The organism is Virgibacillus aidingensis (assembly GCF_010994035.1).
Classification (GTDB): Bacteria; Bacillota; Bacilli; order Bacillales; family Amphibacillaceae; genus Virgibacillus_N.
This window is the reverse complement of sequence record NZ_WIXN01000004.1, coordinates 38,579-54,539: the sequence shown is the minus strand read 5'-3', so window position 1 is coordinate 54,539 and position 15,961 is coordinate 38,579. Positions and strand designations below refer to the sequence as shown.

At 43.1% G+C, this 15,961-nt stretch carries 13 protein-coding genes and 1 riboswitch; of the genes, 10 read left to right on the top strand and 3 right to left on the bottom strand.

Features of this window, described 5'->3' with window-relative positions:
* Positions 1–54 precede the first annotated feature (54 nt).
* Positions 55–534 (bottom strand): DinB family protein, encoded by a 480-nt coding sequence (locus GHD25_RS04540; protein WP_164215190.1) that lies wholly within the window; start codon positions 532–534, stop codon positions 55–57.
* A 274-nt stretch (positions 535–808) separates the two neighbouring features.
* On the opposite strand from GHD25_RS04540, the gene GHD25_RS04535 reads away from it, so the two are divergent.
* The 3 genes from GHD25_RS04535 to GHD25_RS04525 all read left to right on the top strand — a co-directional run bounded on the left by GHD25_RS04535 (position 809) and on the right by GHD25_RS04525 (position 5,297).
* Positions 809–1,609 (top strand): HAD family hydrolase, encoded by an 801-nt coding sequence (locus GHD25_RS04535; RefSeq protein ID WP_164215189.1) that lies wholly within the window; start codon positions 809–811, stop codon positions 1,607–1,609.
* Positions 1,610–2,496: 887 nt separating this feature from the next.
* Positions 2,497–4,509, top strand: a complete 2,013-nt coding sequence (locus GHD25_RS04530) for an amidase family protein (RefSeq protein WP_164215188.1) — start codon at positions 2,497–2,499, stop codon at positions 4,507–4,509.
* Positions 4,510–4,766: 257 nt separating this feature from the next.
* Positions 4,767–5,297 carry a hypothetical protein gene (locus GHD25_RS04525; protein WP_164215187.1) on the top strand — a complete coding sequence of 177 codons (531 nt, stop codon included), beginning with the start codon at positions 4,767–4,769 and terminating at the stop codon, positions 5,295–5,297.
* A 256-nt stretch (positions 5,298–5,553) separates the two neighbouring features.
* Here GHD25_RS04525 and GHD25_RS04520 read toward each other — a convergent pair whose 3' ends face one another.
* Both GHD25_RS04520 and fdhF read right to left on the bottom strand, forming a co-directional pair.
* Positions 5,554–6,156 (bottom strand): helical membrane plugin domain-containing protein, encoded by a 603-nt coding sequence (locus tag GHD25_RS04520; RefSeq protein ID WP_164215186.1) that lies wholly within the window; start codon positions 6,154–6,156, stop codon positions 5,554–5,556.
* Positions 6,149–9,178 (bottom strand): formate dehydrogenase subunit alpha, encoded by a 3,030-nt coding sequence (gene fdhF / locus GHD25_RS04515; protein ID WP_164215185.1) that lies wholly within the window; start codon positions 9,176–9,178, stop codon positions 6,149–6,151. The genes GHD25_RS04520 and fdhF overlap by 8 nt, the downstream gene beginning before the upstream one ends.
* Before the next feature lie 558 nt (positions 9,179–9,736).
* Here fdhF and rraA point away from each other — a divergent pair.
* The 7 genes from rraA (at position 9,737) to GHD25_RS04480 (ending at position 15,961) form a co-directional block, all read left to right on the top strand.
* Positions 9,737–10,219 (top strand): ribonuclease E activity regulator RraA, encoded by a 483-nt coding sequence (rraA, locus tag GHD25_RS04510; protein WP_164215184.1) that lies wholly within the window; start codon positions 9,737–9,739, stop codon positions 10,217–10,219.
* A gap of 531 nt (positions 10,220–10,750) precedes the next feature.
* Positions 10,751–10,843: riboswitch (cyclic di-GMP riboswitch) on the top strand.
* Between the two features lie 244 nt (positions 10,844–11,087).
* The gene (motA, locus tag GHD25_RS04505) at positions 11,088–11,888 is read left to right on the top strand and encodes a flagellar motor stator protein MotA (RefSeq protein ID WP_164215183.1); all 801 of its coding nucleotides are present in this window, start codon (positions 11,088–11,090) and stop codon (positions 11,886–11,888) included.
* The gene (locus GHD25_RS04500) at positions 11,866–12,636 is read left to right on the top strand and encodes a flagellar motor protein MotB (RefSeq protein ID WP_164215182.1); all 771 of its coding nucleotides are present in this window, start codon (positions 11,866–11,868) and stop codon (positions 12,634–12,636) included. The genes motA and GHD25_RS04500 overlap by 23 nt, the downstream gene beginning before the upstream one ends.
* Complete coding sequence (locus GHD25_RS04495) at positions 12,636–13,097, top strand: chemotaxis protein CheX (protein WP_164215181.1); 462 nt, start codon at positions 12,636–12,638, stop codon at positions 13,095–13,097. The genes GHD25_RS04500 and GHD25_RS04495 overlap by 1 nt, the downstream gene beginning before the upstream one ends.
* Before the next feature lie 22 nt (positions 13,098–13,119).
* A complete protein-coding gene (locus tag GHD25_RS04490; protein ID WP_164215180.1) occupies positions 13,120–15,117 on the top strand; it encodes a chemotaxis protein CheA in 1,998 nt (665 codons plus the stop codon).
* A 16-nt stretch (positions 15,118–15,133) separates the two neighbouring features.
* A complete protein-coding gene (locus GHD25_RS04485; protein ID WP_164215179.1) occupies positions 15,134–15,583 on the top strand; it encodes a chemotaxis protein CheW in 450 nt (149 codons plus the stop codon).
* A 21-nt stretch (positions 15,584–15,604) separates the two neighbouring features.
* Positions 15,605–15,961 (top strand): response regulator, encoded by a 357-nt coding sequence (locus tag GHD25_RS04480; RefSeq protein WP_164215178.1) that lies wholly within the window; start codon positions 15,605–15,607, stop codon positions 15,959–15,961.

The following is a 15,961-nucleotide window of genomic DNA, read 5'->3' as shown; positions in this document are numbered from 1 at the left end:
GTGTACCTCAAAAAATGAAGTCAAGGTGGAGCACTTTATCCATTCATCACGTGGTTAGTTATTGTCCTGATTGATGGCAAGGTTAATTCTTTTAATTGATTCCATATGTAATGCTTCGTGATAAAACGTAAATAATAAACACTCGCCGATCGTATAGAAGGTTAGTCCTATTCCATTTGTAAATGGTGTTTCCAGTTTTTCGTCGAGCCGCCCTGTAAGAAAATCTCTGATTCTTGATTTTTGATTGGTTAATTCCTGCGAGAGTTCTTCTAAAGATGGTGCTGGGAACTGCCAATTAGCCGGCTTTGTGCCGGGAGCAAACAGCAATTTATAAATTTTCGGGACTCCCATTTCTTCTCCAAGCAGTTTAAGGGTCACCCGATCCTGGATAAAAGCAATGTGACCAAAATTCCAGCGTATATTGTTATTAAAGCCCGGCGGAATCACATCCGCTTTTTCTTCCGTCATTTCATTTATTGTGTTTACCGTATGGTCACGAATCGTATCCATATATCTAAAAATCATTTCCTCCATAATACCACTCCTTATCTCTGCTTCTTTAAGTATACTTGATTACATGCATTTCTTGCCAGCGGCCGCAAATTATATAAGTATTTTTTGAGGAGACATTAAAACAACTGATGGATCGTCCCTTGAATTTTGTTGAATTATGTAACATAGAGGCTTCCTTAAATAGGATTTACTGGCTTATCTCATTCCATCATTTACAAAATCAATACATTTCATTAACCTATGCTTAACATTGAAATGATAGACTTGATGTGAAAAGGAAGGAGGGATGAAAAATATGCGTATACGTGCATTGTTTATTGATATGGACGGGACATTGCTAAAGTCGTCCAATAAGATTTCCCGGCGAAATGCGGAGGCAATAACCAAGTTGATGAATCATGGTGTAAAAGTTTTCCTGGCGACAGGACGCCAGTATGAAATAACGGCACCTTACCATAGCCATCTTGATTTGAAAACGCCGATGATTTGTCTGAATGGTGCTTCCATTTACGACGGATTTACGGGGAGAATTGCACATATGAATCCGGTCATCCTGGATGAGGAGCAGTTTTACCGTGTTACAAACGAGAACTCGTGCAATGTTATGGTTCACACTGCTGATGGGCTCTATTGCAACAGGAAGAGCAGGGAGGTAGAGGAGTGGACAGAGGAAAGCCGCATTGTGCCAAAATATATTGGCGATCTGCAGAATGCGGATTACAGGGATGTGCTGAAATACAGTGTCAGAACTGGAAATCATGGTTCACAATTGTCTTATATGTTTTGTAGTGGAGTGGAGGTAATTGATTGGCAGGACGGTTTTGAGATTGTGGCGGAAGGTGTCTCTAAATGGGCCGGGATTCAAGAACTGATTGCAAAGTTTGGGATTCATCCTGATGAAACAGCGGCCATAGGCGACGGTCCCAATGATATGCAAATGCTAAAAAATGCCGGAATCAGTGCTGCAATGGCAAATGCCGGCGAGGAAATAAAAGCAGCCGCAGATGTTGTAACCGGTCATCATGAAAAGGATGGCTTAGCTGATTTTATCGAGCGTTACCTTTTAAAGGAGCCAGCTGCTCCGCGGGTTTTGTAAATAACAGTTTTTATTAACCTGTAAAACTATCCATTAAAATGGAACTGCTTCATCCTCTCCATTTTTTAACCACCGATATATTCCCACCTCTCGGCTGAAGATCTGCCGTGTTATAAGGAAGTAAGTGCTGATTTTTTCCTGACGAAGATTGGTTTATCAAGTGACAGCTAGTATCCCGTTCGAATTATGGCTGTTTCCAAAAGATAATAGCTTGTTTTTGTAAGTCAGCTGCGTTGCAGACCGGCTTTATTTCACGTTGTTAATTATGCCATCATATTTATTGCACTTTTCCATAGTTAATATCCTTTACAAGTTATCATATTCCCTAGCAGGTTATTCATTCTTAATTTCTGCATGTTCCTGCAAATTTCGCATGTCAAAATACCCTGCATTGATTTTCTTCTCTTCCAAGTTTTTCGTCTGCCAAATCATTTTTATCCCTGATATAAAAACGGATATAGTAAATATTTTTCTGAAAATATAATGGGCCATTTGAGCTAACCGGCATTGTCCGGGTCTGTTATTTTTGTATAAAAATGAGTCAAATTGCAGGGCTTCCAAACACGCTTCAGCAGTAAAATTAGTGTAATAGCCCTGTCCTGCATTAATTTTATATTAACTCTACGAAATTATGCAGCTATAAGTATGTCGAATAATGTCTAAACTTCCATTCCTTTATACCATATACAGATTAAGTATAGGAATGGTATTTTTTGATTAACAGCAAGCAGCTGCCAGTTTTATATATTTTCCAGGGAAGGAGTGTTGGAAAAGCAGATTGTGAGCACATAGTTTTTTGTAAAAAGAAAAGTGGCGAAGATTCTATGCGAAAAAACTTGTTATTTAAGCTAATTACTTGTCTATTTTAGACAAAGGGAGAGGATAAAATGAGGTTAAAACACCGTTTACTCTTATTATTGACGTTTATATTCATAGCTGTTCCCGGCCTCAACGGCGCGATTGCGGCTTCACCTGCAGCAGGCCTGGAGTCTTTTGAACTGGAAGAAGCAACCATTGCGTCAATCCAGGAACAAATGGAGGAAGGTGATCTCACAGCAGAAGAACTTGTGCATTACTATCTGGACCGGATTGATGCATATGATCAGCAGGGACCAAGCATTAATTCTATCATTACACTGAATGAGGATGCAGTGGAAGAAGCAATCGCATTGGATGAAGAAAGGGAAATCAGCGGTCCGAGAAGTCCGCTGCACGGGATTCCGATCATTGTAAAGGATAATTTTGATATGGAAGGAATGGCGACTTCAGCAGGCTGTCTTTGTTTAAGAGATTCGATAGCTGCAGATGATGCTTTTCAAGTAAAAAAACTTAAAGAAGCAGGGGCGATTATTCTGGCAAAATCCAATTTGCATGAGTTTGCATTTGGGATTACAACGGAGAGCTCATTGGGCGGGCAAACGTTGAATCCGTATAATTTGGCTCATAATCCGGGTGGTTCGAGCGGTGGAACGGCAGCAAGTGTTGCCTCCAACTTTGCTGTTGCCGGGCTGGGGACGGACACAGGCGGGTCTATCCGGCTGCCTTCAGCGTTTAATAGTTTAGTAGGAATCCGGACGACGATGGGGCTTGCCAGCCGGGATGGAATTATACCTCTTGCTTTGACACAGGATATTGGCGGTCCGATGACAAGAACAGTGGAAGATACAGCGCTTTTATTGGATGCCACAGTAGGATATGATCCGAATGATATTGAAACGGCAAAAAGCATCAATAATTATCCGGAAACCTATACGGCATATTTGAATCCGGACGGGTTGGAAGGTGCAAAGATTGGTGTGATCAGACAGCTTTTTCAGCGGGGTGACGCAGAGGTAAACAGTTTAGTTGACCAGGCTATTCAGGATATGGAAGCGGCCGGTGCAGAAGTATTGGATGTTGAGATTGATAAGTTGAGTGAAATAACCGCTTATCCGAGTTTAAGCAGCTGGGAATTCAAATTCCAGCTCAATGATTATTTGGAAGCAATGGGGGATGCCGCGCCATACAGCTCATTAACGGAGATTATTGAGTCGGGTGAATATTTGGATTCTGTCGAACGGTCTTTAATTCAAAGAAATGAAAGGGAAACATTGGATACGGAGGAGTATAAGGATATTTTACTGTTCCGGACGCAGCAGTCGCAAAATGGCTTGCTGAAGGCAATGGCAGATCATGGGCTCGATGCCCTGGTATATCCGACTTCCACCAATCCTCCTGCAGAAATTGGCAGAGGTCAGCGTTCTGGAAGCAATAATAGATTAAGTGCTTTTAGCGGTTTTCCGGCGATTACCGTGCCGGCAGGATTTACAGAGAATGGACTTCCTGTAGGGGTGGAGTTTTTATCGAGACCATTTGAAGAAGCAACTTTAATTGAGCTGGCTTATGCCTATGAACAGCATACAGAGCATCGCGAGCCGCCGCAGCTGGTTAATAAAGAAGCACTGACAGAAATATTGGAGGAGATCCGCGGATTAAATGAAAATGTTTACACCACGGAAAGCTGGGAAAGCCTGCAGGATGCCGTGGCGGAAGCGAATCAAGTGCTGGAAGATGAGGAGGCAACACAGCAGGAAGTGGATCACGCACTGGAAAACGTGGAACAGGCCCGTGATGCGTTGGTGGTCATAGGCTTAAGCGATTTAAAGGTACTGGCAGAAGCATTGAATGAAGAAGGGGAAATTCAGGATGAAACATTCCGCACGCTCATGATGCACCTTTCCGCAGTGGAAATTTTTGCCGGACAGGGACAGACGGATAAAGTCATCAGGCATGTAAGCAATCTGCAAAGCTATCTCATCGATCAGTATGATAAAGCATTTATTTCTGAAGAAGCATTTAAAGCAGTGGATTTTGTCATAGAAAATATTTTGGAGGAATATGAAGCGGGGGACAGTCAGTGAGCTGGGAGAAGCGGCTTAGTTTTTTCGGGGAGTGCTTGGGACTGCGTAACATACGGAGGCTCATCAACAAAATATGTCACTCCCAGGAATATTCCGGTTGAATAGTGTCTGATGAATGCCTGTATTTCCATTTTTGACAGTAAAATAAAAGGAATAATCATCCCTCGAAAACATGCAGCAAGTTGCCCAAACAGGGCTGTTGTGATATGTTGAATGTTGGATTTTATAAGAAAAATGAATACGAGGGAGATAGTTAAATGAAAAAGCCGGTATTATTTATTTTTAGTGCATTATTTATCATGGCAGTACTTTCAGGGTGTTCAGCAAGCCCTAAAGAGGAATTGGAGGAGTTCCACACGGACATAAAAGACAATGTGGCTGAACCAATTTTTGAATTAGCGGAAGGTATTGAGGAAAAAGCTGTGGAATTTGAAAGTGGTGCTATTTCAGGGGATGAATTGATTACCTATTTTGAAGAGGACTTGCAATCGGTTATTGATGAAAACAGAGCGTATATTCAAGATTACACAGAACCGGGCACAGAGGAAGCACAGGAATACTATACTGCGCTCACTGATGGAATGAATATGACTTTGGACATTTTGGAAAAAACATCTGAACTAGTTGTTGCAATGACAGATGGCGATTTTGATGCCATGATGACATTGGGAGAAGAAGTGGATCAAATGACTGGTGAGATGGATGAAAAAAGTAATAAAATAGAAGATTTACAGAAACAGTATGAAGAAGAATTTGATGCTGAATTTGAAGAGATTGAGCAGTTATAATAAGTGAAAAATGAAATGGTCCGCATCTTTAAATAGATGGGGACCATTTTTGCTGATGCACTCACATACGTATAAAGACATCCGGCAATTCGTATGGAGCGATCTTCCTGTCAGTCCTTACAGAAAGAGAGTTGTATTTATTTTATAATCGTAACCTTATACAGGCGGGCTGCATCTTTTCGCATACTTCTCTATGGATGTCCGGCTAAACTTTTATGACGGTGCGAGCATTTTAACGCAGCCACGGGCAATGCTGTTACTTTTTCCTGAATAAAAGCGGCAATGCGAGCAGTGATGCTCCTGCTGCAGCTGCGGCCATCCATTTTGTGCCGGAGGCCTTTTCATTTTTATGCTGTCTTACCGGTGCTGACTCCTCAATATCTTTATCCGTATCGGATTTACCCAGCCCTTTCACAAAAGCGAGTCCGGTATTCAATCCTTCTATCACATCTGGGTCTGTCATGGCCTGAAGAAGGGAAGGAATCCCCCCGCCTCCTTTGCTGTTCCTATGTGCGACTTCACTCATTCCGGCGTTCAATTTTTTCACAATAGGTTCCATTTCTTCAACATTAAATTGCCCCAGTACAGTAAACAGCTGCATCGCATTGCTCAGGGAACGGGTAATGTCCGAGCCGTCCATAAACGTGACGATCTGCTCCAGTACTTCCTCCCGCTCCGCAATGATTGCTTTTAACATATTCGGCAGTTCTGTACCATGGATTTGTTTCAACAGCTCAAGGGTTTCGATGACCGCTTCTTTATTTTCCGCGAGGGCGTCTTCAATTTCCTGCAAATCCTGTTGTCGCAGCGTTTCCTCGCTGGGCTGAATGCGGTGGATCACTTTGGTTGCTTTAGCCATTGTCGCGCCCCCTTCTGGCTCTTACCATATCGCCTGGGAAGAAATAGTCTTTTCGCGCCCATTTCTGTTCCACCTTCACCCCGATTTGCGGCTGCGGGTTCCCATTTCTGTGATTGATTCTCGGCAGCGGATTTTCACCGGTTGGCTGCAGTATTTCCATTTTTACATTTGCCTCTTTATATGCCGGTGTGTCCGTATCTTTATCGGCATGGAAGCTGGTCAGGTAGTTAATCCCGCCTGTACCCTGGTCATTCATTGGCAGATAAAGCTCTTTTCCTTTTACGCGGTCAGTAACTACACAAGGGACCTTGACCTTTCCGTATGGAGATGTCAGCCGTACAACGGTGCCATCAGTAATGCCCCGTTCTTCAGCAAGTTCCGGTGATACTTCCAAAAATACGCTTGGCGTGTGTTTGGAAATTCCCTCTGATTTATAGGTCATGTTGCCTTCATGAAAATGTTCCAGGATACGGCCATTATTGATATGGAGATCATATTCTTCCCCAAATGTGATTGGTTCCGTCCATTCGACCGGAAAAAGTCTTGCTTTGCCGTCTGAAAATGGAAACTCATTTTCAAATAATAGCGGTGTGTCTGTTCCGTCTGCTGCCACTGGCCATTGCAGGCTGTCATAGCCTTCCAGCCGGTCGTAGCTGACCCCCGCAAACATCGGGCTCAGGCTCGCAGCTTCTGCCATAATTTCACCGGGATGGGTATAGTTCCAGTTCGCGCCGAGCCGGTTGGCAACTGCCATAATAATTTCCCAGTCCGGCTTGGAATCCCCGAGCGGATCGAATACTTTATACAGACGCTGGATGCGGCGTTCAGTATTGGTAAATGTTCCTTCCTTTTCAAAGCTTGGGCTTGCAGGAAGTACTACGTCCGCAAATTCTGCCGTTTTAGAGAAAAATATATCCTGTACCACAAAGAAATCGAGTTTTTCAAATGCGGCCTGTACATAATTGGCGTTGGAATCGACCAGTGCCATTTCTTCACCTTTAATATATAAGGAGCGCAATTTCCCCTCATGAATGGCTTCCACCATTTCATGATTATTGAGACCGGGTTCTTCAGGCAGCTTGGTATCCCAGCCTTTTTCATAGCGGGCATGGACTTCTTTCTCCGTAACTTTTTCATATCCCGGAAACCGGTCAGGCATACTCCCGAAATCACTCGCTCCCTGCACATTGTTATGCCCGCGCAGTGGGTACGCGCCGGCACCCGGCTTCATGTAATTTCCTGTGATGAGCAATAGATTGGAAATAGCCGTACTTGTATCGCTGCCGCCGCCGTGCTGGGTGATCCCCATTGCCCAGAGAACGGATGTTGTTTTTGCTTCATGAATAGATTCTGCGATTTCCACCAGTTCTTCTTTGGAAAGGCCGGTTGTTTTTTCTGCATATTGCAGTGTATACATGTCAAGGCTCTTCATATATTCATCAACATGATTGACATGTTTTTTCAAAAATTCCTCGTCATGCCAGCCCTGGTCAATGATATATTTTGTCACGGCTGACAGCCAAATTAAATCACTGCCCGGATTTGGATGAATGAACAGGTCAGCTCGATCGGCCATTTCGCCTTTGCGAAGGTCGGCAACAATCACTTTTTGGCCATGCAGCTTTTGTGCGCGTTTAACCCTGGTTGCAATGACCGGATGGGATTCGGCAGTATTGGAGCCGACGATGATGATAAGTTCTGCTTTGGCGATATCTGTAATGGATCCGGAGTCGCCGCCATAGCCTACAGTACGCCATAACCCCATCGTTGCCGGCGACTGGCAGTAGCGGGAGCAGTTGTCAATATTATTTGTACCGACAACAGCGCGGCTAAGCTTCTGCATGAGATAGGATTCCTCATTGGTGCATTTGGAAGAGCTGACAAAAGCAAGCGCATCAGGGCCGTTTTTTTCCATTTGTTTTTTGAAATTGGCCTCAATGACATCAAGAGCTTCTTCCCACTCTGCTTCGCGGAAGGCGTCTCCATCGCGGATCAGCGGTTTGGTCAGACGCTCTTCACTATTGACGAAATCCCAGCCGAATTTTCCTTTTACACAGGTGGAAATGCCATTGGCCGGGGATTCTACCTGCGGATCCACTTTCAATACATGACGGCCTTTTGTCCATACATCAAAGGAGCAGCCGACACCGCAGTAAGTGCAGACTGTCTTGGTTTTTTTAATGCGGTTTTCCCGCATGGATGCTTCGACATCGGATACGGTCATGAGCTGGTCGTAGCCCGTTTCCACTTCTTTGGTAATGTTGATCATCGGGCGTTTGGTGGATTCAAGCAATCCGGTCAGAAAACCGGCTTCCCCTTCCATGCCGACTTCCATCATGGCATTGCATGGACAAACTGTTGCACAATGGCCGCAGTTCACGCAGGATGAATCTTCAATTGGTGTATCTTTGTCCCAGATCACCCGTGGCTGCTGCCTTTCCCAGTCAATGGTTAACGTTTCATTGACCTGCACATCCTGACAGGCTTCCACACAGCGTCCGCAAAGGATACACTGATCCGGGTCATAGCGGTAAAAAGAATTGCGGTCTTTTTCATAGTCTTTGCTTTCAAACGGGGTGTCCTGATGTTTGATCTGCATTTCTTTTACGGTGTTATGTATCTCGCAGTCCCCGTTATTATAATCACAAATCGTACAGTATAATTCATGGTTGCCCAAAATCCGGTCAAGGCCGAGGGTCTGTGCCTCATGGGATTCTTCGTCATTCGTGCTGATTACATCTCCATGCTGAATCGGGGTGGAGCATGCCCTGACGAGTTTGCCGTTTACGTTGATGATGCATGTATCACAGGTTTCGATTGCTCCAAGACTCGGGTGGTAACACAAGCTTGGCACTTCCACATCATTTTCAGTCATAATATCCAAGGCAGTACGGTTTTCCTTCACAAGTAAGCGCTTACCATTTAATGTCACTTCCAAAATGAAGAACTCCTTTCTTTCTATGGAATAGGATTTTTTTGCTATTCTGAATTTATAGTAACATAAGTTGGCATATTGAACCATTATAGAGGGGTGGGGAATCTGCTTTTTGGAATACTGGTGTGCTGAAACTTATATTATCCAGGGAGTTTTAAACCGGGGAGCGTTGGAAAAGCATCGGAAATCTTTATCGATAAACCTCAGTCAGACATTTTTCATAAGCGTGCAGCTTTATTGTTCTCAAGTACATATTTAGTGAAAATCAGTAAATGACGTGGCAAAGGGATATTCTCGGGTATGTCATTGAGAGAAAATGCTGGGATGACGACCTCGAGAAAGCTTCTCAGGTATGTCATCGGGCAAAAAAGCGCAGATGACGACCTCGAGAAAGCCTCTCGGGTATGTCATCGAGAAAAAGTGCGCAGATGACACCCCCCGAGAAAGGTTCTCAGGTATGTCATCGAGAAAAAATGGGCGAATGACGTCCCCGAGAATACCTCGTCATCCAAGGATAATGTATATAACGCCCCCCGTAGTCTAAATCCACTGTAAACATTTCTTATCTCCTTCCTTATTGCATTTCATTATAATTCCTTCATAATAAAAGAGAGAATTAAGAATATTTAGCTGAGGTGAATATATATGACAAATTTTAAGACAGCGGATTTGTGTGATGACCATGCAAGCTCTGTGCAGGTGTGTCATTTGGAATTTCAATCATTCGGAAAAAGGAAGCGGTTCTACGGTAAAATTGAAACAGTGGATGTTTATGAAGATAACGTTCTATTTGAAGAGGCGCTGAATTCTGTGCCGGCTGGGTCTGTTATTGTAGTGAATGGCGGAGGCTCCAGAAATTGTGCATTAATGGGCGACCGTCTTGCCGGAATTGCGGCATCCCGGGAACTTGCAGGAATTATTATTAATGGCTGTGTCCGTGATTCTGCAGATCTTGCGGCAATGGATACGGGAATTTTTGCCCTTGGAACGAATCCCTTGAAAAGTAAAAAGAATGGGATAGGCGAGCGGGATGTAAAACTTTCTTTTGGCAATGTTCATTGGAAACCGGGGGAATACGTTTATGCGGATGAAGACGGAGTGATTGTTTCAGAGGAGCAACTGATTTGAGCAGGTGGCTGCAAGCGTGCAGCTCGTTGAATACTACCATATCCTGGTGCTGCGCTATGGGTGAATCGCTATTATTCCCAATCAATATATGAAAGACTTTCTAAATCGGTAAGTGAATACCTGTCACAATCAAGGTAAGTTTTGCGCTTTGGTTGTGACTTTACGCTTGTCTTTGTTCACTTGGGCCACCCTGCCCCAACCAGGGAAACCGGCTCTTTGAGTAAGAAAGACCGGAACTTGCCCGGCACCTTCATAACAAGCTTTATACTTTCTTCAGGTTCATCTTTTCACCTTATATCCTCTTTTCAGCACCAATCCTTCGCCAAATCTTCCGGATTATTTAAAGTAGCGCAAAGCTTCTGTCAAACGAAGCAGCTGCCAAATAATTAGAAATGATGCAAGGTATGACTGCTATTTTTAATCCGCTTCACCTTTTTTTCACATTTTATTTGTTTACCAATATAAATAATTCTTCCGGTATGCCGATAAAATAATAGATAGGAATAAAGTACCATGGTTATATCGGTTTTCAGTAGAAAAAGGCAAACTATCCGAAAGGGTAGGACGCAAAGTTAAGGGTCTAAGGTGCATTGTATATGGCATTATGATCGCCTGGCTGCCAAAATCATTCATGTATGTTACTTTTGGCTGTTCTAGTTACTGGATAGTCTTTTTTTATTGCCAAATACTGATTGCATGTGTGCGTGATAGGACTTTGGACATAAATGATTTTTCATCATTTGTCAGCTATCCACATACTAAACCCCTTAAATAATCAAGTACTGCTTGAAGAAGAAAGGAAGTTTAAAAATCAAGGTATACATAGTTCAATTTGAAAATCATTATATAAATTTATGGAGGTTACATGATGGATAGAGCATCAATTATCGGATTATTATTTGGTTTTATTGCCGTTGGGGCCGGAATGATACTAAAAGGAGTAAGTCCCATGGCGCTCATTAACCCGGCAGCCATACTGATTATTATTTTAGGTACGGCAGCAGCTGTATTAATCGCTTTTCCAATGAGCACGTTAAAAAAAATTCCAACGCTTTTAAAGATCATATTTACGGAAGAGAGAAACAGCAATGCGGCAGCTTTCGTTACAGAGGTTACAGGCTGGGCAGAATCAACACGGAAAGAAGGCATTTTATGGCTGGAAGCGCAAATGCAAAGGATAGAGGATCCATTTTTGCGTTCCGGTCTGCAGTTAACCATAGATGGGCAGACATCTGATTTTATCCGGGAAGTAATGATGGAAAAAATATATGCGATGGAGGAAAGGCATCAAAAAGGTGTGTCCATTTTTACTCAGGCGGGAACCTATGCGCCAACTCTTGGCGTACTGGGAGCCGTAATTGGATTAATTGCAGCATTGAGTGATCTGAACGATATGGAAATGCTCGGGAGTGCTATTGCAGCTGCGTTTGTAGCAACCCTATTGGGGATTTTCACCGGTTATATTTTATGGCATCCTTTTGCAAATAAATTAAGGGAGAAGTCGGAAAATGAAGTCCGTGTGAAACAAATAATGATTGAAGGCATTTTGTCCATTACTAATGGGGAATCTCCGCAAATCATCAAAGATAAGCTGAGTTCATACTTATCTTCAGAAGAGCTGGCCATGCTAAATCAGGAGGGAACAAATGCGACAAGTGAGGAGGCGTAAAGACAATCATATAAATGAATCGTGGCTGCTGCCGTATTCGGATTTGCTCACACTTTTAGTTGCATTGTTTATCGTACTTTTTGCCATGAGTGAAGTAGATTCCCAAAAATATGAAAGCCTGATGCAGATTTTTGAAAGCGAGTTTAGTGGTGAAATTGGTGTTGTGGAAGATGACCAGGGAGCCCCGGAAGAGCTGCCTGCTGCAGATAGCGAAGAGATGGATGAAAATGAAGAGGAACAGAACGGAATCAGCGAACTGCGTAAATTAAAGGAATTGCAAAAGCAGATTAATCATTATATTGAGGAGAACCATCTGTCGGAAGAGCTGGGAACGAAATTATCCAATGAAGGTTTGTTTGTCACCATATCCAACGATGTCTCCTTTGATACCGGGAGTGCTGAAGTAAAGAAAGAAGGCAGGGAAATTGCGGAGGAAGTCTCGAATTTTCTGTATACTGACCCGCCTAATCAGATTGTGGTAAGCGGGCATACTGACAACCGGCCGATAGACAATCACGATTTTTCATCCAACTGGGAATTGAGTGCGGTAAGGGCGATCAATTTCATGGAGTTATTGCTGGAACATGAAAAGCTAAACCCGGAGCAATTCAGTGCTAAAGGCTTCGGGGAACATCATCCTGTTGTACCTAACTCCAGTAAACAAAATATGGAAATAAACAGAAGGGTAGAAGTACAGATTCTGCCAAACTATGAGATTGATATTAGGGAAGATGAGGAGCAGGAATAATGCAAATGAAGGTAAACGAAAGAAATAAAGTGGTTACCAGCTTGTTAAATAGTACGTTAACATCTCTGGATGGTGTCATTCCGATTAACTATACAAGATCTGCACCAAAGCTGTTGAAGCAAAATTTCAATCTCGAGTTTGGTGTCCTGATTGGTATTGTCGGTGATGTTAATGGGAAGCTGGTTTTATCAGGAGAATTGCCCTTTTTCAGTGAAGTCGGGCAAACGATGTATGGGATGCCTCTTGAAGGAGAAATGCTTTTATCATTTAGCGGAGAGCTCGGGAATATGGTTGCAGGCGGGCTGTCATCAAATATTGCTTCAGAAGGTATCGATATTAATATTACTTCCCCCACTATTATGCAGGGAAATACCACCTTATCAGGTTTTAAACAGGGGATAAGCGTAGCAATTGCCTTTGAAAGTACAGGGGATTTAGCACTTTTTCTACTAATTGATTAATTTTTTGAGAGGAGGAACTGAATTGGAAACAACTGATTACCTTGATGTATTTCTTGAAGAAAGTGATGAACATTTACAGGCCATTAACAACCATTTGCTGGAACTGGAAAAAAACCCGGAAAACCTGGAGATGGTTCATGAAATTTTCCGCTCGGCCCATACATTAAAAGGGATGGCGGGCACGATGCAATTTCAAGATATAGCATCTTTGACCCATCAAATGGAAAATGTATTCGATAAAATGAGAAACAATGAATTGAAAGTGAATGAACATGTGGTCGATATTATTTTTCAGGCAGTCGAAGCATTGGAGCAAATGGTGGAGGCCATTCGCCAAGGTGAAAGCGGCAGTATGGATGTTACTGCACTTGTTTCACATTTAAAAGATATTGAGGGCGGAGATGACCAGACAGAATTGGAGCACAAAGCGGCAAAGGAACAGTTTAATCCTCACATGAATTTGGATGAATACCAGATGACCGTGGTGAAACAAGCGATAGAGCAGGGATTTACCCCTTTTCAGATAACGGTAAATCTGTCTGAGGACTGCTTATTAAAAGCTGCGCGTGTCTATATGGTTTTTGAAGTTTTTGAGGAATTTGGCGAAATTATTAAATCGGTTCCCGCGGTGGAGGAGCTGGAGGCTGAAGAATTTGAGACACAGTTTTCAGTCGTTGTTTTATCAAAGGCGCCGGCAGCTGAAATTGAAGCGCGTGTACATACAATTTCCGAGATAGAATCTGTTACATTAACCGCGTTGGATATGAATGTGAAGAAGGCAATGGATAAAAAAACAGTTCAGGATCATTTGGATAAGACAAAAGAATCACAGTCTACATCCGCGAATAATAATGGCAAGCATACATCTTCCAAAACTATCCGTGTCAGCAGTGAACGGATTGATCAGCTCATGAATCTTTTTGAAGAACTGGTACTGGATCGGGGGCGCCTGGAAGACATTTCCGCAAAGAAAAATGATCTTGAATTGACGGAAACTGTGGAACATATAGCAAAGGTTTCCCAGGACATGCAGGATTTAATTTTAACGATGCGTATGGTGCCTGTGGAACAGGTTTTCAACCGGTTTCCACGCATGGTGAGAGGGCTGGCTAAAGATCTTGGAAAGAACATAGATCTTGAAATTATTGGGGCCGATACGGAACTTGATCGGACAGTGATCGATGAGATTGGGGATCCGCTGGTTCATCTCATCCGCAATTCCATTGACCATGGTATTGAAACTGAGGAAGCACGCAGGAGGGCAGGAAAGCCAAGCAATGGAAAATTAATTCTGCGTGCTTATCACAGCGGCAATCATGTTTTTATTGAGATAGAAGATGACGGGGCAGGAATTAACCGGGAAAAAGTCGTACAAAAAGCGATAGAAAATGGATTGATTACAGGGGATCGTGCGGAGGAGTTAAAGGATGAAGATGTTTATCAGCTGATTCTTGCCTCCGGGTTCAGTACAGCAGATAAAGTTTCGGATATATCGGGACGCGGAGTTGGTTTGGATGCAGTGAGTAATAAAATCGCCGCACTGGGCGGCCATATTTTCATAGAATCGGATCCGGGCCGGGGCAGCAAATTTTCCATTCAGCTGCCGTTAACCTTATCGATCCTTTCCAGTTTATTGGTCCATGTCCAGAAAGAAATTTTCGGAATTCCGCTTTCTTCCGTCGTCGAGACTGTATTGCTGAATGAGCAGGATATCATGTATTCCCACCGGCAACAAGTGATGGATTTCCGCGGGAAAATTATTCCTCTCCTGTCACTGAAGGAAGTGCTTGAAGTTCCGGGTTACGAACAGGATAAGGAACAAAAGCATTTATCCGTAGTAATTGTGAAAAAGGGAGAGAGGATGACGGGGTTAATCGTCGATGCTTTTATTGGCAAAAAGGAAGTCGTGCTGAAATCACTGGGCAATTATTTGAAAGGGATATTTGCGATTTCCGGGGCAACGATTTTGGGCAATGGTCAGGTTTCATTAATTATTGACCCCAATGCGCTGGTAAAGTAAAAAAGGAGGCAGTTAAATGAAAGTAGTTGTTTTTTTAATGGGAGATCAGCAATATGGTATTTCAATAGAAAATGTGCTCGGTATTGAGAAGCTGCATGCAATCACCAATGTTCCCGAGACATCGGATTTTATTAAAGGTGTAATCAATCTGCGCGGGGATATCACTCCCGTTCTTGATTTAAAGCAGCGGTTTAAGCTTGGGGAAACAGCGTACAGGGAACAAACCCGCATTTTAATCGTGACGATGAATGATATGCAGGTGGGCTTGATTGTGGATGCAGCAACAGATGTCATGGATATTGATTCAGCGATTATAGAGGATGCACCGCAAATGATCAACGGCGTGAAGGAATCATTTTTAAATGGTGTTGCCAAACTGGAGGATAAGTTGCTGATTTTGCTGGATTTAGAGTATGTATTAAATTTGGATGAGGTCAATGAGGTAAACGAAATGATGGAGACATAAAGGAAAAGGGAGGAAAGAGAGATGGCAAAAATCCTTATTACAGATGATGCAGCCTTCATGAGGATGCAGTTAAAAGATAATTTGACAAAACTGGGACATGAGGTGATCGGAGAAGCCGAAAATGGCAGGGATGCCATAGAGAAATGCGAACAATTGAACCCCGACCTGATTACTATGGACATCACCATGCCCGAAATGAACGGGGTGGAAGCTGTTGCGGAAATCAAAAAAACACATCCTGATGTGAAAGTGATCATGTGCTCAGCGATGGGGCAGCAAAGTATGGTGCTGGATGCGATAAAAGCCGGTGCAGCAGACTTTATTGTAAAGCCATTTAACGCCGATCGTATTAAAGAGGCACTGGACAAAGTTTTATAA

Excerpts from the sequence above, each read along its gene's own strand:
- GHD25_RS04540 (WP_164215190.1), bottom strand. The coding sequence starts at position 534 with ATGGAGGAAATGATTTTTAGATATATGGATACGATTCGTGACCATACG.
- GHD25_RS04535 (WP_164215189.1), top strand. The coding sequence starts at position 809 with ATGCGTATACGTGCATTGTTTATTGATATGGACGGGACATTGCTAAAG.
- GHD25_RS04530 (WP_164215188.1), top strand. The coding sequence starts at position 2,497 with ATGAGGTTAAAACACCGTTTACTCTTATTATTGACGTTTATATTCATA.
- GHD25_RS04525 (WP_164215187.1), top strand. The coding sequence starts at position 4,767 with ATGAAAAAGCCGGTATTATTTATTTTTAGTGCATTATTTATCATGGCA.
- GHD25_RS04520 (WP_164215186.1), bottom strand. The coding sequence starts at position 6,156 with ATGGCTAAAGCAACCAAAGTGATCCACCGCATTCAGCCCAGCGAGGAA.
- fdhF (WP_164215185.1), bottom strand. The coding sequence starts at position 9,178 with ATGGTTCAATATGCCAACTTATGTTACTATAAATTCAGAATAGCAAAA.
- rraA (WP_164215184.1), top strand. The coding sequence starts at position 9,737 with ATGACAAATTTTAAGACAGCGGATTTGTGTGATGACCATGCAAGCTCT.
- motA (WP_164215183.1), top strand. The coding sequence starts at position 11,088 with ATGGATAGAGCATCAATTATCGGATTATTATTTGGTTTTATTGCCGTT.
- GHD25_RS04500 (WP_164215182.1), top strand. The coding sequence starts at position 11,866 with ATGCGACAAGTGAGGAGGCGTAAAGACAATCATATAAATGAATCGTGG.
- GHD25_RS04495 (WP_164215181.1), top strand. The coding sequence starts at position 12,636 with ATGCAAATGAAGGTAAACGAAAGAAATAAAGTGGTTACCAGCTTGTTA.
- GHD25_RS04485 (WP_164215179.1), top strand. The coding sequence starts at position 15,134 with ATGAAAGTAGTTGTTTTTTTAATGGGAGATCAGCAATATGGTATTTCA.
- GHD25_RS04480 (WP_164215178.1), top strand. The coding sequence starts at position 15,605 with ATGGCAAAAATCCTTATTACAGATGATGCAGCCTTCATGAGGATGCAG.